This window comes from Frigoribacterium sp. 2355, from assembly GCF_054060695.1.
The window spans coordinates 140,021-158,089 of the sequence record NZ_JBSSDL010000006.1 but is presented as its reverse complement, the minus strand read 5'-3'; the positions used below and the strand labels follow the sequence as shown (position 1 = coordinate 158,089).

The following is an 18,069-nucleotide window of genomic DNA, read 5'->3' as shown; positions in this document are numbered from 1 at the left end:
CCCTACCGGAGCCGGGGGTCGCGCCCCCGGCCCGGCGACATCACCGGCGGTAGTTGGGGGCCTCGACGACCATCTGCAGATCGTGCGGGTGGCTCTCCTTCAGGCCGGCGGCGGTGATCCGGACGAACTTGCCGTTCGCCTTGAGCTCGGCCACGGTGCGGCCCCCGACGTAGAACATCGACTGACGGAGACCACCGCTGAGCTGGTAGACGACGTTGTTGAGCGCGCCGCGGTAGGGCACCTGACCCTCGACGCCCTCGGGGATGAGCTTGTCGTCGCTCGGCACGTCGGCCTGGAAGTAACGGTCCTTCGAGTACGACGTGTTCTTGCCGCGCGTCTGCATCGCACCCAGCGAGCCCATGCCGCGGTAGTTCTTGAACTGCTTGCCGTTGACGAAGACCAGGTCGCCCGGGCTCTCGTCGCAGCCGGCGAGCAGCGAACCCAGCATGACCGTGTCGGCGCCGGCCACCAGGGCCTTGGCGATGTCGCCCGAGTACTGCAGCCCGCCGTCGGCGATGACCGGGACCCCGGCCTCGCGAGCGGCGAGGGACGCCTCGTAGACGGCCGTGACCTGGGGCACGCCGACGCCCGCGACGACGCGGGTGGTGCAGATGGAACCCGGGCCCACGCCGACCTTGATGGCGTCGGCGCCGGCCTCGATCAGGGCCTGGGCGCCGCTGCGCGTGGCCACGTTGCCGCCGATGACGTCGATGTGCGCGAAGCTCGGGTCGGCCTTGATGCGACGGATCATGTCGAGCTCGCCCGAGCTCTCGCCGTTGGCGGTGTCGACCACGAGCACGTCGACCCCCGCGTCACGCAGGGCGCTGGCGCGCTCCCACGCGTCGCCGAAGAAGCCGATCGCGGCGCCGACCCGCAGGCGGCCCTCGTCGTCCTTCGTGGCGTCGGGGTACTTCTCGCTCTTGTCGAAGTCCTTGACGGTGATGAGGCCGCGCAGGTGCCCGGCCTCGTCGACCAGGGGAAGCTTCTCGATCTTGTGCTGCGCGAAGATGGCGATCGCCGAGTCGGGGTCGACGCCCTCGGGCGCGGTGATCAGCGGCGCCTTCGTCATGACGTCGCGGACGAACGTCGTCGACATCTCGAACGGCGAGACGAATCGCATGTCGCGGTTGGTGATGATGCCGACCAGCGTGCCGTCGCCCTCGACGACCGGCAGGCCCGAGACGCGGAACTGCCCGCAGAGCGCGTCGACCTCGGCCACCGTGGCGTCGGGCGTCGTCGTGACGGGGTTGGTGATCATGCCCGACTCGCTGCGCTTGACCTTGTCGACGTGCGCGGCCTGGTCGGCGATCGAGAGGTTGCGATGGATGATGCCGATGCCGCCCTGGCGCGCCATCGCGATGGCCATGCGCGACTCGGTCACGGTGTCCATCGCGGCCGAGAGCAGCGGCACCGCGACCCGGATGCGCTTGGTGAGCTGGGACGAGGTGTCGGTCTCGCTCGGGATGACGTCGGTGCGGCCCGGAAGCAGCATGACGTCGTCGTAGGTGAGTCCGATGAATCCGAACGGGTCCGGCTGGTCCATGAGTCCCCTTCGAAGGAGCGAGATGAGGGTGGGTGGGTTGGCACCGGATCGCCGTCGAGCCCGGTAGTCGATATTAACCCAGCCCGCGCCTCCTGCATTCCTCTCGGCGGCGCACCCGCCGCATCGCCGAGGAGGCGCGCGCGGCCCCCCGGGACGCAACGGAACGGCACCGTTACCGATCCGACACACGGAAGATTCGTGATTCTCGCTCGACATGGGGGATTCTGTACCGACTCCACTCCGTCGCGCACCTGAAACATGCTCGACACACAGCGGAGTTACTGTCAGCGACGACGACGCCCCGGGAGCAGAACGAGACCGCCCGAATCTCGACGGGGCGCTTCCCACCAGGAGGTTTTGTGAGACTCTCGACGACCATCGCGTCGCGGCCACGGCTGCGGCAGTCCCTGATCGTGACGGCCTCCGCCGTACTGCTCGGACTCCTGGCGACCTTCATGGGGGCCTTCGCCCCGACGGCCGCCCACGCCGCGGCCGCCGCCTGCACCACCGACGCGACGACCGGCTGCATCCAGGGAACGATCAACGACAGCGAGCGGGAACCCGCCTCGGGCGTCGACGTGACCGCGACGAACGCGACCGGCGACGAGCAGACCGCGACCACCGACGACACCGGTCGGTGGAGCATCGCGGTGACCGAGGCCGGCAGCTACACCGTGACGGTCGACCAGGACACCCTGCCCGACGGCCAGTTCCTGGTGAACGCCGACAACGCCGAGCGCACCGTGACCGTGAACCTCGGCGCCACGGCGAGCGCCCTGTTCGCCCTCACCGCCGAGGAAGGCGCCACGAGCGGCGCCGCGACCGCGTCGAGCTTCAACTGGGACCGCTTCGCGCAGCAGTTCGCCTCGGGAATCCGGCTCGGCCTGCTGCTCGCCCTCGCCGCCATCGGCCTGTCGCTGATCTACGGCACGACGGGCCTCAGCAGCTTCTCGCACGGCGAGCAGGTGACCCTCGGCGGTCTGCTGGCCTACTCGTTCACCTCGATCGGGGTGCCGCTGATCCTGGCCGCGGTGCTCAGCACGGTGATCTGTGCGGCGACGGGCTACCTGCAGGACCTCGCGATCTGGAAACCGCTGCGGAAGCGCCGACTCAGCCTCACGCAGCTGATGATCGTGACCATCGGCCTCTCGATCGCCCTGCAGTACGCCTTCCAGTACTTCTACGGCGCCGGCACCGTGCGCATCGACCGCGACAACCCGACCACCGTCGACTTCCTCGGCGTGACCCTCACCGTCCAGTCGTACGTCGCCATGGCGATCTCGGTGGTCGTGCTGGTCGGCACGGGACTGTTCCTGCTGAAGACCCGCACCGGCCGCGCCACCCGCGCCGTGTCGGACAACCCGGCCCTCGCCGCGGCCTCGGGCATCGACGTCGACCGCATCATCCGCCTGGTCTGGACGCTGGCCGCCGGCCTGGCCGGCCTCTCGGGCGTCATGCTCGGCCTCGTGCTCAACGGCGTCAACTGGATGACCGGCCTGCAGATCCTGCTGCTGATCTTCGCCGCCGTCACCCTGGGCGGCCTCGGCACGGCCTTCGGGGCCCTGGTCGGTTCGCTGATCATCGGCATCATCGTCGAGCTGACCAACATCTGGCTGCCCGGCGACTTCAAGTACGCGACGGCGCTGCTGATCCTGATCCTGATCCTCGTGTTCAGACCACAGGGCATCTTCGGGCGAAAAGAACGAGTGGGCTAAGGGGACACGACCATGTACTTCATCGAACTCCTGCGGGCGCTGAGCGCCGAGGCCCTCGCGCCCACGACGGCCGCCTTCGCCATCGCGGCGATCGGCCTGAACATCCACTTCGGCTTCACCGGCCTGATCAACATGGGCCAGGCGGCGTTCCTGCTGCTCGGTGCCTACGGTTTCGCCATCTCGATCAGCAACGGCCTGCCCCTCGGGCTCGCCGTCATCATCGCCCTGCTCTGCTCGTTGGTCTTCGCGCTCATCCTCGGCGTGCCGACGCTGAAGCTGAGGGGCGACTACCTGGCCATCGTCACCATCTGTTCGGCCGAGATCATCCGGTACGTGGGACGGTCGAGCATCCTGACGACCACGACGGGTGGATCGAACGGCATCCCCGGGGCCTCGTACCGCGAGGCCTTCACCGCCCTCTCGCCGCTGCCCGACGGCCAGACGACGATCCTGTGGTTCACCTACGAGAACAACGGCGTCAACGGCTGGTGGATCCGCATCGCCGGCTGGAGCATCGTCGCCCTCCTCAGCCTCCTGGTCTTCCTGCTCAGCCGCAGCCCGTGGGGCCGCGTGCTCAAGGGCATCCGCGAGGACGAGGACGCCGTGCGCAGCCTCGGCAAGAACGTCTACTCGTACAAGATGCAGGCGCTCGTGCTCGGTGCGCTGATGGGGTCGCTCGCCGGCATCATCTACGTGCTGCCGAGCTCGGTGCAGCCCGACAGCATGGGACGGTCGATGACCTTCTTCATCTGGACGGCCCTGCTGCTCGGTGGTGCCGCCACCGTCTTCGGCCCGGTGCTCGGAGCGATCCTGTTCTTCGTCACCCGCCTGCTGGTTCGGACCCTCGCCGGCGACTTCATCCCGTCGAGCATCATGAACGGCCAGCAGGCCGAGCAGTTCTCGTACATCCTCGTCGGCATCGCCCTCATGCTGCTGATCATCTTCAGGCCACAGGGCATCCTCGGAAAGAAGAAGGAGTTGGCGTTCAGTGTCTGACACCTCGAGCACCACCAACGGACCGGCCTCGAGCGGCAGCACGCTGCCCCGCCGCGAGGGCTACGACTACGACCGCAGCGTCCTGCGTTCGAAGCTCACCACGGTCGAGCGGACCCCCGGGTCGGCCAAGCCCGACCCGATCCTCACGGTCGACAACGTCGTCCGACGCTTCGGCGGCATGACCGCCGTCGACGTCGGCCACGTCGAGGTGCAGCGCGGTGCCATCACGGCGCTGATCGGCCCCAACGGCGCCGGCAAGACGACCTTCTTCAACCTGCTGACCGGCTTCGACAAGGCCTCGTCCGCCCCCACGGCGTTCAAGCGCAGCGGCCCGGGCGTCGCGAAGTGGGTGTTCGAGGGCAAGGCCATGGGCAACGTCGGCGCCGCCAAGGTCGCCCGCTCGGGCATGGTGCGCACGTTCCAGCTCACCAAGGCGCTCTCGCGGCTCACGGTCATGCAGAACATGCTGCTGGGCGCGAAGGACCAGCCCGGGGAGAACTTCTTCGTCGCGATCGTCGCGCCGCTCTGGCGCAAGCGCGAGCGCGAGATCGAGGCCAAGGCCGAGGACCTCCTCGCCCGGTTCAAGCTGCTCGAGAAGAAGGACGACTTCGCCGGCAGCCTCTCGGGCGGCCAGCGCAAGCTGCTCGAGATGGCCCGTGCCCTGATGAGCGACCCGGCCATGATCATGCTCGACGAGCCGATGGCCGGCGTGAACCCGGCGCTGACGCAGTCGCTGCTGGGGCACATCCAGAGCCTGCGCGACGACGGCACCACGGTGCTCTTCGTCGAGCACGACATGCACATGGTCCGCCACATCTCGGACTGGGTGATCGTCATGGCCGAGGGACGCATCGTGGCCGAGGGCCCGGCCGACACGGTCATGGACGACCAGGCCGTCATCGACGCCTACCTGGGTGCGCACCACGACACCGACCTGGGCGACGACTCGCTGCTCGACGACGCCACCCTCGAACAGCTCGAAGAAGAGGTGGCACGCGAGGACGCGGCCCGCGCGGCCGAGGCGACCAGCGCCTCCTCGTCGACGGGCGGCGTCGCCGGACGCGACCTGCCCGGCCACCCCGACCCCTCGACCCCGCAGGCCACGAACGCGGCCGACGACCAGCTGTCCGACGGACGGCAGAGCGGAGACAAGCGATGAGCACGGCACAGGACGGCGCGGGCGCCACCACCGCGGCCAAGCACCCGGGCACCGAGAAGTTCGCGGGCGTCGAGCCGGTGATGAACGCGACGGACCTCGTCGCGGGCTACCTGCCCGGCGTCAACATCCTCAACGGGTGCGACCTCGTCTGCTACCCCGGCGAACTGATCGGCATCATCGGCCCGAACGGCGCCGGCAAGTCGACGCTTCTCAAGGCGCTCTTCGGCCAGGTCAAGATCCACTCGGGATCGGTCACGCTCGGCGGCACCGACATCACGAACCTCAAGGCCAACAAGCTGGTCGAGGCGGGCGTCGGCTTCGTCCCGCAGACCAACAACGTGTTCCCCTCGCTCACCATCGAGGAGAACCTGCAGATGGGCATGTTCCTGCGGCCCAAGAAGTTCGCCGAACGCCTCGAGGTCATCTACGACCTGTTCCCGGTGCTCGCCGACCGTCGCGGCCAGCGTGCCGGCTCGCTCTCGGGCGGCGAACGGCAGTCCGTCGCCATGGCCAGGGCCCTGATGATGGACCCGAAGGTGCTGCTGCTCGACGAGCCGTCCGCCGGCCTGTCGCCCGTGCGCCAGGACGAGACGTTCATCCGCACCCGCCGCATCAACAAGGCGGGCGTCTCGGTGATCATGGTCGAACAGAACGCCCGCCGCTGCCTGCAGATCTGCGACCGCGGCTACGTCCTCGACCAGGGCCGCAACGCCTACTCGGGCACCGGCCGCGAGCTGGCCGACGACCCCAAGGTCATCGAGCTCTACCTCGGCACCCTGGCGAAGGACGTCGACGCGTCCTGACGCCCCCGGTGGCGCCCTGAGGCCCCGATCACGCCCCGGCGTGGTCGGGGCCTCGTGCGTGCGTCCGGCACCGGGCGCCGGCGTCGGGCGCCGGCGTCGGGCGCCGGCGTCGGGCGCCGGCGTCGGGCGCCGGCGTCGGGCGCCGGCGTCGGGGACGCGGGTGCTGCGCGCCGCCTTTCGTGCAGCGCACCCGGTCTCGACGCGGTGCGGTGCACGAAACGCGGTGCGGAGGGAGTGCGACGCCACGCCCGGTGGGCCAGGGGACGAGGAGGCGCGGCCCCGGAGGGCGCGGACGTCGCGACCGTCCTGCGGCCCGCCTCCGCGCCTCCCCGGCACGCAGAAGGGCCTTGGCGCCGGGACGTGCCGTCGTGCACACCGCGTTTCGTGCAGCGCACCCCGTCTCGACGCGGTGCGGTGCACGAAACGCGGTGTGACGAGGTGTGGGGCGGGGCGGACAGGTGCGGGGCCGGGGCCGGGGCCGAGACCCGACACGGCACCTCCTCGGCACGCCGAAGGGCCCGGCACGATGACTCGCGCCGGGCCCTGGGTGGTGCGAGGTGCCGTTATTCGACCTTGCCCTCGATGCCGGTCTGGTAGACGGGCTTGTTGTCGGCGTCGAACGTGTAGACGCCGATCGAGGCGGACGACGGGTCGTTGTTGTCGTTGAACGCTCCGATGCCCGAGGGGCCGGTGTAGTGGATGTCGTCACCGGCGTCGAGCGCGGTCTTGCAGTCCGCGTACGTCGTGCACTCGGTGCCGCCGTCCGCTCCGGAGACCGCGGCCATGTTGGCCTGGATCGTCCCGGCGTCGGTGCCGCCACCGGCCTGTGCCGCGAGAGCGGTCAGGATGACGGCGTCGTACGACTCGGCCGCGTACGAGAAGTCGGCCAGGTCGCCGCCCTCGCTCGCCTTGTAGCCGGCCACGAGCTTCGACTTGAAGTCGGCGCTCGCGTCGGCACCGGGGATCGTGCCCTTGGCGCCCGCGAGGGTGCCGGGCTCGAAGTCGGCGCTGTAGTCGGCCGTGTTGCCGTCGGACATGTAGACCTTGCTCATGTCCCAGCCCTGGCTCTTCAGCTCGGGCACGATCGACTTGGTCTCGTCGAAGGCCAGGATGACGATCGCGTCGGGCTCGGCGGCGATGGCCGCCGACACCTCGGACGAGAAGGTGGTCTGACCGGGAGGGAACTCTTCGCCCTTGCCGGTGCCGCCGTAGACGACGGTGCCGCCCGAGCTCTCGATCGACTTCTGCGTCGAGTCGCGCAGACCCGTGCCGTAGGTGTCGTTGAAGACGAGGAACGCGACGTTGGCGTTGCCGTCGGCCGTGATCTGCTGGCCGAGCGCCGAGCCCTGCACCGAGTCCGGCGGAGCGGTGCGGTAGTAGTAGGACGAGTAGCCGCTGAGCGAGCTCGCCGTGTTGGCGGGCGAGATCTCGATGATGCAGTTGCTGGTGAGCTGGTCGACCACGTTGAGCGTGACGCTCGACGACTCGGCACCGAGCACGACGGGCACCTTGGCGTCGATCAGCTGCGTCGCGGCGTTGCTCGACACGGTCATGTCGTTGCTGTCGCCCGAGTCGGTGCTGGTCGAGATCTCGGCCGGCTGGTCGAGCACGCCGCCGGCGGCGTTGATGTCGCTGATGGCCAGGTTGGCGCCCGCGATGGCGGGCGGGCCGAGGTAGGCCAGGGTTCCGGTCAGCGGCAGCATGGTGCCGATCGCGAAGGGATCGGTGCTGGGCGTCCCGACCTCGCACTTGGCGGCGGGATCGGCCTTGGCCGACGACGACGACGAGGCGTCGTCAGAGGGAGATGCCGTCGAACAGGCAGCGAGCAGCACGGAGGCTGCGCCGGCGAGAGCCAGTGCTCGGAGGGCGGTGCTGGATCGGATCATCCGTGGAACCCTTTCGTGGACAGCGGCAGTGCAGCCCGACCGGTGGCGGTCGAACCTGCCGCGATTGGTCCGAAACTAGGGGTCGAATGTTTCTGGCGTGTGTTCTCGACGTCAAAGTGACGTTTCGTTAGCCATTCGTGACTTTGCGAGGGATGGTCGCTTCTAGGCGGTCGGGGCCACGGCGAGGGGCCGGCGTGATCGTCGCCCCGCACGGACCATGTCGACGGTCAGCACGATCGACGCGACCCAGACGATGGCGAAGCCGACCCACCGCGCGGTCGACATGTGCTCGCCGAGCACGACGACACCCACGACGAACTGCAGCACGGGAGCGACGTACTGGGTCAACCCCACGGTCGTCAGGGGCAACCGACGCGTCGCCGAGGCGAAGAGCAGCAGGGGCACGGCCGTGATCACGCCCGTGCCGATCGTGGCGAGGGTGTGCCCGACGCTCACGGTGCCGAGCACGACGCCGCCGCCGAGGCCCGTCACGTGCAGCACGATCAGGGTCACGGCCGCGAAGGGGGCGATCCAGAGGGTCTCGAGCGTGAGCCCGCCGACCGCGTCGACCCGACCGCCGACCTGCTTCTTGACCAGGCCGTAGAGCCCGAACGAGAACGCGAGGACGAGCGAGATGAACGGCGGCCGGCCCGCCCCGACGGCGATCACGAGGACGGCGACGGCGCTCAGCCCGACGGCCACCCACTGGGTCGTGCGGAGACGCTCGCGCAGCACGACCACGCCGAGCAGGACGGTGACGATCGGGTTGATGAAGTACCCGAGCGCCGCCTCGACCACGTGCCCGCTGAGCGTCGCCGAGATGAAGACCGTCCAGTTCACGACGATGAATGCGCCGGCCACCCCCATGGTGGCCACCAGGCGCGGCTGTCGCAGCAGGGCCAGGAACGAGCGCAGCGCCCCCGTCACGACGAGCAGCACCGCGCAGAAGACGAGCGAGAAGAGCACCCGCCAGGCGACGATCTCGAACGGGCCGGCCGGGGCCAGCAGCAGGAAGTACACCGGCAGGACGCCCCAGAGCCCGTAGGCCCCCAGGGCGTAGGCGAGGCCCGCCCCGCCGGCCCCGTCGACGCCGAGCCCCGAGGTCGGGGCGGAGGGGGACGAGGAGGCGCGGGTCGAGGTCACCAGGCGACTCTAGGTGGCTGCGCCCGCCGCCGGAACGGCCACTCCTGCCACCGTGGATCGATCGACGGACGACGACGCCTGGGGACGGACCATCGTCGGCCGGCATGGTGCCGACACGGCGAAGGCCCCTGCCGGAGCAGGGGCCTTCGGGACGGCGACCGGGGTCGCGGAGCACGGCCGGAGCCGTGCCGTGGTGCTAGCGGACGATGACCGCCAGGACGTCGCGAGCCGAGAGCACGAGGAGGTCTTCTCCGCCGTACTTCACCTCGGTTCCGCCGTACTTGCTGTAGATGACCTTGTCGCCGGTGGCGACGTCGAGCGGCACGCGGTTGCCGTTGTCGTCGATGCGGCCCGGGCCGACCGCCACCACTTCACCCTCTTGGGGCTTCTCCTTGGCGGTGTCGGGGATCACGAGACCCGAAGCAGTGGTCTGCTCGGCTTCGACCTGACGAATGACGATGCGATCTTCGAGCGGCTTGATGCTGACCGACACGGGTGACCTCTTCTTTCTCGGTGCTACGAAAACATGGGGGCTGGCACTTGCCGGGGGCGAGTGCCAGAACAACTGTAGGACGAGACTGGCACTCGGTCAATCCGAGTGCCAACGCGTCTGCCCGCGTGCGTCACACTGGACGACATGGATTCCTCCGAGCTGCTCGAAGTCCTCTCGCCTGAGGGGCTGCGGCTGCTCGACTCGCTGCCGGCGGGCGGCGCCTCCGGTGACGACGTCGTCGGCACGGTGGCCGCGTTGCGCAAGCAAGGCCATTCCCCCGCCCTCGTGTCGGCGGTGCTCACGCAGGCCCGGCTCCGCGGCCGGGCGGTGGCCAAGTTCGGCGAGTTCGCGAGCCGCATGCTGTTCACCGAGGCGGGCCTCGAACAGGCCACGCGCCTCCCGGTCGCCGCCCGCCACGCCGGACGCTACGCTGCGGCGGGGATCGGCAGCGTCGCCGACCTGGGCTGCGGCATCGGGGGCGACGCCCTGGCCTTCGCCGCACTCGACCTCGACGTGCTCGCCGTCGACCGCGACGAGGTGACCGCGGCCGTCGCCTCGTACAACCTCGCGCCGTGGCCGTCGTCACGGGTCGAACAGGGGGACGCCGCCACGACCGACCTCGCAGGCGTCGAGGGGGTCTTCCTCGACCCGGCGCGACGGACGTCCGGCCACACCGCCACCAAGCGCCTCGCCGATCCGGCCGACTGGTCCCCCGGCCTCGACGTCGCCTTCGGCTTCGCCGACCGCCTGCCCACCGGGGTCAAGCTCGGTCCGGGCGTCGACCGCGAGCTGCTGCCGACGGACGCCGAATGCCAGTGGATCTCGGTCGACCGCGACGTGGTCGAGGTGGGCGTGTGGTTCGGGCCGCTCGCGCGGCCGGGAGTGGGCCGGTCCGCCCTGGTGATCGGCGCCTCCGGGGCGTCGGAGCTGACGGCCGCCGCCGACTCGGACGACGTCGACCCGGGCGACCTCGGCGAGTACCTCTACGAACCGGACGGCGCCGTGATCCGGGCACGCCTCATCGGCGACCTGGCCCGCTCGATCGACGCCCGGATGATCAGTCGCGACATCGCCTGGTTGACGACGGAGGCGCGGGTCGAGACCCCCTTCGCACAGGGATTCCGCGTGCTCGAGACGTTCCCGCTCGACGAGCGGACGCTGAAGCGCGAGCTGCGGGCCCGGGGCATCGGGCGACTCGAGATCAAGAAGCGCGGAGTCGACGTCGACCCCGCGACGTTCCGCAAGCGACTCTCGTTGCAGGGGACCGGGTCGGCGACCCTCGTCCTCACCCGGGTCGCGGGGCGGCACACCGCCCTGCTCTGCGAGCGCCTGGTCTGACGCCGGGCGGGACGCGAGAGCGGCGGGTCTCGCTGCTGCCCGACCCCTGCCGTCGCGCCCTCGTGGTGACGCGCGAGTGGGCAGGAGACGCTTCTCGCCCCTGCGGCGACGCCTCCTGCCCACTCGTGCCCCACCGAGGTGGGGCCGGGCTCAGTACCCGCCGTAGTAGTCGGAACCCGACGAGAAGCCGGCGATGAAGAGGCCGAAGGCGATCCAGCCGATCACGATGAGCACGACGCCGGCGTAGCCGACGATGAGCCCGGTGAGCCAGAACCCCCTCGCGTGACGCTCACGCGACATGCCCAGGTGCCCGAGCACGATGCCCGCGATGGACGCCACGATCGAGAGCCCGAAGGTGAAGGGCGCGAGCACGAGACCGGCGATCGAGCCGATCATCGCCAGGAGGCTGAGGAGGCGCGGGGGCTGTGCGGCGCCGGCCGAGGCGTACGGCGGGTAGGGCGAGCCGTAGGCCTGCTGGCCGTACGCTCCGCCGGGCTGGCCCTGCTGGCCGTACGCTCCGCCGGGCTGGCCCTGCTGGCCGTAGGGCTGCTGACCGTACTGTCCGACGGGCTGGCCCTGCTGGCCGTAGGGCTGCTGACCGTACTGACCGACGGGCTGACCCTGCTGGCCGAACGGCTGCTGACCGTACGGCGCACCGGACTGCCCGGAGGGCTGCTGCCCCTGGGGCTGTTGGCCGTAGCCCTGAGGCTGGCCGTACCCCGACTGCTGGCCCTGAGGCTGGCCTTGGCCCGAGGTCTGCCCCTGTGGCTGCCCGTAGCCAGGTCGCTGACCCTGAGACTGCTGGCCGTACCCCGACTGCTGGCCGTGCCCCGGCTGCTGGACGTACCCGGGCTGCTGCCCGTAGCCCTGCGGCCGGTTCTGAGCCTGCTGCCCGTAGCCCTGCTGACCGTACCCCGCCGGCGGCTGTGCACCCGGCTGGCCGTAGGGCGGCCGGGGCGGCTGAGGAGCACCCGGCGGGACCTGACCCGGTCGGGACTGCGGCGCCGGGGCGCCCTGGGGTGCCCCGTACGGCGCCGACCCCGTCGGCGGCACGCCGGCGCCGGCGTAGGGCGACGACGCGGGCGGCTGGGACGACGGCTGCTGGGACGCGGCCCCCGGGAAGGCGGTGGGAGGCAGTGGCGGTGAGGCGGTGGCCGCGTCGCCACCCTCGGTCGGGCGCGTCGGGGGCGCGGCGGGTGCCGCGGGCGGCGTCGGAGCCGAGGGCGCGGTCGGTGCCGAGGACGGCTTCTCGGGGGTGGTGTCGTCGGTGGCCATCAGCTGCCTTTCGCGAGCGGTGCGTCGGTCGTGCCATCGGAGCGGCCGGTCACACCCGTGACGGTCGCGTCCCGGGACACGAAAGGGCCCGCACCGTCCGGTGCGGACCCCGTCATGCTAGCGAGGCCGCCGATGAGCGGCCCCTGGGAGGCGTCGCCCACGGGGGCGCGCCCGCGGCCTCAGGAGTTGTAGCTGCCGTCGTAGAGGTCGGGGTTGCTGGCGATCGCACCGAAGACGACGAAGAGCAGGATGATCGTCAGGATCGTCAGCGCCACGACGACGTAGCCGAGGATGAGCCCCGTCAGCGCCATCCCCCGGCCCTCTTCGCCCCGCTTCTTGATCTGGCTCAACGCCATGTGGCCGGTGACGATGGCACCGATGGCCGTGATCGAGGTCACGAAGCCCGCGATGCCGAGGATCATCGACACGAGGGCGAGGGTGTTGCGCTGACCGGGACGAGCGCCGTTCTGCCCCTGGTAAGAGGGCTGACCACCGGAGGGCTGCCCCGGGTAGGCCGGCTGCTGGCCCTGGTAGGGGTTCTGCGGCGAGGGCTGGCCGTGCGGCGTGGGGTTCTGGTCGGTCATCGGAGACGTCCTTCTGCTGAGGGTCGGCCGGTGACGGCCGCGGTCGGTCGAGCGCCCATGCTATCGGCGACCCATGGCCTGCGACCGGGGGCCGGTCGCCCGGGCCCCGCAGCGGGGTTCAGACGGCCTGGACCGTCGTCACGGGCAGCGTCGAGTCGGCCCCGAAGTCGAGAGGCGAGGGCGCCCGACCCCGCGACACGAGCTCGGCACCGAGTGCCGCGATCATGGCGCCGTTGTCGGTGCAGAGCGAGAGGGGCGGCACGCGCAGCTCGACCCCGGCCGCCGCGCAGCGTTCGGCCGCGAGCTCGCGCACGCGGGCGTTGGCGACGACTCCCCCGCCGAGCAGCAGGCGGGGGACGCCCCGGTCGGCGCAGGCCGCGATGGCCTTGGTGAGCAGGACGTCGGCGACGGCCTCGCGGAAGCTGGCGGCGACGTCGGCGACGGGCACCGCGCCTCCTTCGCTCCGACGCTGTTCGACCCACCGGGCGACGGCCGTCTTCAGCCCCGAGAACGAGAAGTCGTACCGGTGCTTCGCGAGGTCCTTCGGGAGGGTCAACCCGCGCGGGAAGCGGACGGCCCTCGGGTCGCCGCCTTCGGCGACGCGGTCGATCTGCGGTCCGCCGGGGTAGGGCAGGCCGAGCAGGCGGGCCACCTTGTCGAACGCTTCACCCGCGGCGTCGTCGATCGTCTCGCCGAGCAGTTCGACGTCGTCGACGAGGTCGCGCACGTGCAACAACGAGGTGTGACCGCCCGAGACGAGCAGCGCGATGGTCGGCAACTCGAGCTCGCTGCCGTCGGCGCGGAGCACGTCCGCCCCGACGTGGCCGACGAGGTGGTTCACGGCGTAGAGGGGCTTGCCCGTCGCCAGGGCGAGTGCCTTGGCGGCACCGACGCCGACCATGAGCGCCCCGGCCAGCCCGGGTCCGCTCGTCACGGCGATCGCGTCGAGCTCGGCCGTCGTCACGCCGGCCTCGGCGAGCGCCGCGGCGAGGGCGGGCTCAAGCGCCTCGAGGTGTGCGCGCGCGGCGACCTCGGGCACGACGCCGCCGTAGCGGGCGTGCTCGTCCATCGACGACGAGATGACGTTGGCGAGGAGGGTGCGTCCGCGGACGATGCCGATGCCGGTCTCGTCGCAGCTGGTCTCGATGCCGAGCACGAGGGGCTCGCGGACGGCGGGCTCGGCGGCCGCCTGCTCGGCGGCGGACGAGGAGGCGGCGGACGAGGAGGCGCGGGTCGCGGTCACGGGCGGACGTCCTGTTCGTCGAGGGGCACGTCGTCGATCGGCTCGAGGGGGCCCGCCGTGGTCTCGGTGACGGCCGGCGGGACGCGCAGTCGCATGACGACCGCGTCGACCCCGTCGGGCATGTAGTACCGGGCACGGACGGCGATCCGCTCGAAGCCGAGCGTCTCGTAGAGGTGCTGCGCCCCGGGGTTGTCGGCCCGCACCTCGAGGAACACCTCGCGCACCCCGCCGTGACGGGCCTCGGTGAGCAGCTGGGTCAGCATCGCCCGTCCGAGCCCGCGCCCCTGGTGCTCGGCGAGGACGGCGATGGTCTGGATGTCGGCCTCAGGAGCCCCCTTCAGCGCCAGCATGCCCGCGTAACCGATGACGGTGGTGTCGTCGCCCTCGGCCGTGGCGACCAGGTAGCGACCGCCGGGGGCGGTGAGCTCGTGCGTCATGCTCGCCCGCGACCAGGCGTCGGTGAGGAAGGTCGACGTCTCGATGGCCATGATGCCGTCGAGGTCGTCGAGGGTGGCCGTGCGCAGCAGCACGCTCACTGCGTGACCGGCTTCGGGCCGGCCGACGGGGTGACGTCGGGTTCGCGCAGGTACAGCGGCTCGGCGGCGGCGAAGGCGCGGCCGTGCTCGAAGAGCCGCTCGGCGAGCATTCCCAGCGCGGCCGCCGAGACCGTCGTCGCGTCGGGGTCGGTGCGCGGCCAGGACGAGGAGGCGCCGGTCGCCTCGTCGAGGTCGGCCGGCCTCACGAGGGCGGGGCCGGCCACCAGCACGGGCAGGCCGTCGTCGTCGAGCCCCGACCACGAACTGTGTGCCACCTCGCGGCGACGGGCGTCCGTGACGACGACGAGCGGCGAGTCGACGGACCCGCCGCCGGTGCCGACGGAACGGCCCGCCGCCGCCGAGAGTCGTTCGAACGCGACGGCGTCGTGGCTGCCGACCGAGAGGCACGGCACCCCGGCACCGAAGGCGAAGGCCCGGGCGGCGGCGATGCCGACGCGCAGGCCGGTGAAGGGGCCCGGGCCCCGACCGGCCACCACGGCCGAGAGCTCGGACGGGGTCACGCCGGCCTCGCGCAGGGCGTCGTCGATCAGACGGCCGATCACCTCGGCGTGTCGCCGGGTGTCGGCGACCGTGTGCTCGGCGAGGACGCCGCCGTCGCGGTCGACGACGGCGACGGACGAGCCGGCGGAGGTGTCGATGGCCAGGATCACGGGGTCAATCGTAGGCGGTGTCGACGAGGCGACCCGCGCCTCCTCGACCGATGCCTCGTCGCCCCCGGACCGGACGCGACGACGCCCGGCACCACGAGGTGCCGGGCGTCGTCGGTCGATCAGAAGGCGCCGATGCGGCGGGCGGTCCCGGGTTGCCCGAGGAGCGCCGCGACGTCCGCCGGCAGGGTGGACACGATGCCGAGCGACGAGGCCAGCAGGCTGCCCATGCCGCCGAGGTCGAGCACCCCGGACGTCTCGACGTTGCGCCACGATCCGTTCTTGGCCGACAGGGCGGCGACCGAGTCGAGGCGGGTCACGGTCTTGTTGTCCCCGGCTCCCCAGCCGACGAGCGTCGCCTGCGCCGTGGTGCGTCGCTGGTTGAAGGCGTTGCCCGTCACCGTGATGCCCATGGAGTCGGCCGACCGGTTCGTCTTGCCGTCGAGGACGAAGATCTGGTACGAACCACCACTGCCGAAGGCGTTGTTGGCGATGGTGATCTTGCCCGTGACCCAGGTCACCGTCGGGTCGGGCAACGGACGGCGACGGTCCTGGCCGGTGGAGGCCGTGGCCTGCCGACGTTCGTCCTGCGTGACCTTGATGCCGAACTGGCTGAAGCCGCCGATCGAGTTGTTGTAGACGCGGACGTCGTCGGTGTTGAAGATCTGCAGTCCGGCCTTGCCGCCCGTGATGGTGTTGCCGGCGACGACGGCCTTGCTCGAGAGCTCGAGCTGGATGCCCGTCCACTCGTTGCCCTCGGCCGTGTTGCCGATGACCTTGCTGTCGTAGACGGACTCGTCGAGCCAGAGACCCGAGCTGTAGTTGCGGCTGATGTCGTTGTTCGACACGGTGACGCCGCGTGATCGCGTGATCTTGATGCCGCCCGAGACCGGCGCCTCCTTGAAGCGCTGCCAGTTGTTCTGACGGATCACCGAGTCGGTGATGCTCAGGTCGTACGAGGCGTTGGTGCCGATGCCGAGCAGGCCGCTGCGCTCGACCGTCAGCTTCGACAGGGTGCCACCGTTGTTCTCGAGGTTGATGCCGATCATGGCGTTGTCCTGGATCACGAGGTTCTCGGCCGTCGCCCCGGTGTTGCCCAGGCGGATGGCGCCTCGCTCGGCGTAGGGAGTCGCGTATCCGCGGACGCCGAAGCCACGAACCGTCGTGTCGGGCGACTGCACCCAGATGGCCTGGGCCTTGTTGCTGATGCGGATCGAGTGACCGGCCGGGTCGCTGCCGATCAGCATGCGGCCGGAGCCCGGGTCGGCCGCGAAGGTGCCCGGGACGAGACGGTCGGGAGTCACCTGGGTGAGCTGCACCCCGTCGAGGAAGACCTGGTCGGGACGAGCGGCGAGCGGGAAGGACGGCGACACGAAGCGGGGGTTGTCCGCCACGTTGTCCATGACCGACGACGGGAACGCCGACCACGGGGTGCTCCACCCCGAACCCGACCGCGACCACGACGTGACCGGGACGGAGCCGTCGAGCCAGACGGCCTCGCGGGGGTAGGACTGGATCGTGACCTTCTTCTGGAAGGGCACGACGACGCTCTCGTTGTAGGTGCCGGCACGGAGGACGATCGTCGCCCCGGACTTCGCCTTGGCGACGGCTGCCGCGAGGGTGCGCAGCGGCGCCGCCTGCGTTCCGGCCGCGCCGTCGTCGCCCGACGGCGACACGACGATCGCGCCCGAGGGAACGGGGTAGGAGGCCGAGCCGACCGGGAGCGAACCCCGCGAGCCGGCGGGAGCGACCTCGGGCGCGGGTGCCGGAGCAGGAGCAGGTGCAGGAGCAGGCGTCGGCGTCGGCGTGGGCGTGGGCGTCGGCGTCGGCGTCGGCGTGGGTGCCGGCGTGGCCTCCGACGGGCTGCCGATGACGACGAGGTCGTCGAACGACGTGCTCGAGCGGGCCGTGTTGCCGGCGCTGGCGTACTGCCAGAGGCCCACGGACCCGCCCTGCGAGACGCGGTCCGCTGCGGAGTCCGAGACGGCGAGCTGCCAACCCGGCTCGGCGGAACCGTCGACCCAGGCCTTGCCCTTGAGGGCGACGGCGGTCGTGCCCTCGGCCCGGAACGAGACGGCCAGGGTCAAACCCGGAGTCACGCTGGCGGGAAGGGCGACGCGGCCGAGCAGGGTCTCGCCGGACTTCTTCACCTTGGTCACCGCGAGGGCCACCTTGCCCGAGCTGCCGGACTCCAGTCGGCCTCGGTAGGCGGAGCCGTCACCCTGGCGACGGAGCTCCCAGCCCTGGTAGAAGCCGGCCTTGGTCTTCGGCAGGGCGACCGTGCCCTCGACCTCGACGTCCTTGACCGACACGCTCGCGAGGGTCGCCGTCGCGGTCGAACCGGGAGCGAGGTCCGAGATGGTGGAGGTGCCGGACCCGACCGTGAAGGACGCCTTCGACGGACCGGACCAGGTCGACCAGGCCCCTCCCTTGTCGGCGGACCCCCAACCGGTGGTCGACGTGCGCGCCGACGAGTCGGTGGCGACCGTGGTCGGGGCCGCGGAGGCGCTGGTGACCGGGACGAGGACCCCGGCCACGACCGCGAGGGCCGTCGCCAGGGCACCCACGGCGGTGCGGACGCGGACGGGCGGAGAGAGGCGGTGCTCGGGGGCGCTGGGCATCGTCACTGCTTTCATCAAGGGAAGGTGTGGGCGATCCCGCGACATGCCTCGGGGACGGAGGCTCGT

At 71.1% G+C, this 18,069-nt stretch carries 15 protein-coding genes; 5 read left to right on the top strand and 10 right to left on the bottom strand.

All coding sequences use genetic code 11. The features are described from left to right. Window positions 1-40 precede the first annotated feature (40 nt). Window positions 41-1,543, bottom strand: a complete 1,503-nt coding sequence (gene guaB, locus ACVJ1F_RS09635; protein ID WP_456885803.1) for an IMP dehydrogenase — start codon at window positions 1,541-1,543, stop codon at window positions 41-43. A gap of 359 nt (window positions 1,544-1,902) precedes the next feature. Here guaB and ACVJ1F_RS09630 point away from each other — a divergent pair, with 359 nt between their 5' ends. The 4 genes from ACVJ1F_RS09630 to ACVJ1F_RS09615 all read left to right on the top strand — a co-directional run bounded on the left by ACVJ1F_RS09630 (window position 1,903) and on the right by ACVJ1F_RS09615 (window position 6,216). After that, window positions 1,903-3,258 (top strand): branched-chain amino acid ABC transporter permease, encoded by a 1,356-nt coding sequence (locus tag ACVJ1F_RS09630; protein WP_056043445.1) that lies wholly within the window; start codon window positions 1,903-1,905, stop codon window positions 3,256-3,258. 12 nt (window positions 3,259-3,270) lie between these two features. Further along, window positions 3,271-4,254 carry a branched-chain amino acid ABC transporter permease gene (locus tag ACVJ1F_RS09625; RefSeq protein WP_056043448.1) on the top strand — a complete coding sequence of 328 codons (984 nt, stop codon included), beginning with the start codon at window positions 3,271-3,273 and terminating at the stop codon, window positions 4,252-4,254. A 43-nt stretch (window positions 4,255-4,297) separates the two neighbouring features. Then, window positions 4,298-5,413, top strand: coding sequence for an ABC transporter ATP-binding protein (locus ACVJ1F_RS09620; protein WP_123571475.1), 1,116 nt, complete (start codon window positions 4,298-4,300; stop codon window positions 5,411-5,413). An 80-nt stretch (window positions 5,414-5,493) separates the two neighbouring features. Then, window positions 5,494-6,216 (top strand): ABC transporter ATP-binding protein, encoded by a 723-nt coding sequence (locus ACVJ1F_RS09615; RefSeq protein ID WP_043595993.1) that lies wholly within the window; start codon window positions 5,494-5,496, stop codon window positions 6,214-6,216. 563 nt (window positions 6,217-6,779) lie between these two features. Here the strand turns inward: ACVJ1F_RS09615 and ACVJ1F_RS09610 are convergent. The 3 genes from ACVJ1F_RS09610 to groES form a co-directional block, all read right to left on the bottom strand. Then, window positions 6,780-8,102: an ABC transporter substrate-binding protein gene (locus ACVJ1F_RS09610; RefSeq protein ID WP_277959814.1), complete on the bottom strand. Its 1,323-nt coding sequence runs from the start codon at window positions 8,100-8,102 to the stop codon at window positions 6,780-6,782. Window positions 8,103-8,264: 162 nt separating this feature from the next. After that, window positions 8,265-9,245 (bottom strand): EamA family transporter RarD, encoded by a 981-nt coding sequence (gene rarD / locus ACVJ1F_RS09605; protein WP_082460051.1) that lies wholly within the window; start codon window positions 9,243-9,245, stop codon window positions 8,265-8,267. A 196-nt stretch (window positions 9,246-9,441) separates the two neighbouring features. Then, window positions 9,442-9,738 carry a co-chaperone GroES gene (gene groES, locus ACVJ1F_RS09600; RefSeq protein ID WP_043595988.1) on the bottom strand — a complete coding sequence of 99 codons (297 nt, stop codon included), beginning with the start codon at window positions 9,736-9,738 and terminating at the stop codon, window positions 9,442-9,444. Window positions 9,739-9,882: 144 nt separating this feature from the next. Here groES and ACVJ1F_RS09595 point away from each other — a divergent pair, with 144 nt between their 5' ends. Beyond that, window positions 9,883-11,076, top strand: a complete 1,194-nt coding sequence (locus ACVJ1F_RS09595; RefSeq protein WP_456885800.1) for a THUMP-like domain-containing protein — start codon at window positions 9,883-9,885, stop codon at window positions 11,074-11,076. Between the two features lie 150 nt (window positions 11,077-11,226). Here the strand turns inward: ACVJ1F_RS09595 and ACVJ1F_RS09590 are convergent, their stop codons facing one another. The 6 genes from ACVJ1F_RS09590 to ACVJ1F_RS09565 all read right to left on the bottom strand — a co-directional run bounded on the left by ACVJ1F_RS09590 (window position 11,227) and on the right by ACVJ1F_RS09565 (window position 18,003). After that, on the bottom strand, window positions 11,227-12,351 hold the full coding sequence (locus ACVJ1F_RS09590; RefSeq protein ID WP_456885798.1) for a DUF4190 domain-containing protein: 1,125 nt from the start codon (window positions 12,349-12,351) through the stop codon (window positions 11,227-11,229). 179 nt (window positions 12,352-12,530) lie between these two features. Beyond that, a complete protein-coding gene (locus ACVJ1F_RS09585) occupies window positions 12,531-12,935 on the bottom strand; it encodes a DUF4190 domain-containing protein (RefSeq protein WP_192122952.1) in 405 nt (134 codons plus the stop codon). A 118-nt stretch (window positions 12,936-13,053) separates the two neighbouring features. Beyond that, complete coding sequence (tsaD, locus tag ACVJ1F_RS09580) at window positions 13,054-14,091, bottom strand: tRNA (adenosine(37)-N6)-threonylcarbamoyltransferase complex transferase subunit TsaD (protein WP_456885911.1); 1,038 nt, start codon at window positions 14,089-14,091, stop codon at window positions 13,054-13,056. 83 nt (window positions 14,092-14,174) lie between these two features. Further along, entirely contained in the window at window positions 14,175-14,708 is a 534-nt protein-coding gene (rimI, locus tag ACVJ1F_RS09575; RefSeq protein WP_173153387.1) for a ribosomal protein S18-alanine N-acetyltransferase, read from the bottom strand. Between the two features lie 2 nt (window positions 14,709-14,710). Continuing rightward, window positions 14,711-15,385 (bottom strand): tRNA (adenosine(37)-N6)-threonylcarbamoyltransferase complex dimerization subunit type 1 TsaB, encoded by a 675-nt coding sequence (tsaB, locus tag ACVJ1F_RS09570; RefSeq protein WP_456885795.1) that lies wholly within the window; start codon window positions 15,383-15,385, stop codon window positions 14,711-14,713. Window positions 15,386-15,504: 119 nt separating this feature from the next. Next, entirely contained in the window at window positions 15,505-18,003 is a 2,499-nt protein-coding gene (locus tag ACVJ1F_RS09565) for a right-handed parallel beta-helix repeat-containing protein (RefSeq protein ID WP_456885793.1), read from the bottom strand. Between the last annotated feature and the right edge of the window lie 66 nt (window positions 18,004-18,069).

Bases quoted from the DNA above. Each gene is read 5' to 3' on its own strand.
- ACVJ1F_RS09595 (WP_456885800.1), top strand. From the start codon at position 9,883: ATGGATTCCTCCGAGCTGCTCGAAGTCCTCTCGCCTGAGGGGCTGCGG.
- ACVJ1F_RS09610 (WP_277959814.1), bottom strand. From the start codon at position 8,102: ATGATCCGATCCAGCACCGCCCTCCGAGCACTGGCTCTCGCCGGCGCA.
- ACVJ1F_RS09585 (WP_192122952.1), bottom strand. From the start codon at position 12,935: ATGACCGACCAGAACCCCACGCCGCACGGCCAGCCCTCGCCGCAGAAC.
- ACVJ1F_RS09590 (WP_456885798.1), bottom strand. From the start codon at position 12,351: ATGGCCACCGACGACACCACCCCCGAGAAGCCGTCCTCGGCACCGACC.
- guaB (WP_456885803.1), bottom strand. From the start codon at position 1,543: ATGGACCAGCCGGACCCGTTCGGATTCATCGGACTCACCTACGACGAC.
- ACVJ1F_RS09625 (WP_056043448.1), top strand. From the start codon at position 3,271: ATGTACTTCATCGAACTCCTGCGGGCGCTGAGCGCCGAGGCCCTCGCG.
- ACVJ1F_RS09565 (WP_456885793.1), bottom strand. From the start codon at position 18,003: ATGCCCAGCGCCCCCGAGCACCGCCTCTCTCCGCCCGTCCGCGTCCGC.
- ACVJ1F_RS09615 (WP_043595993.1), top strand. From the start codon at position 5,494: ATGAACGCGACGGACCTCGTCGCGGGCTACCTGCCCGGCGTCAACATC.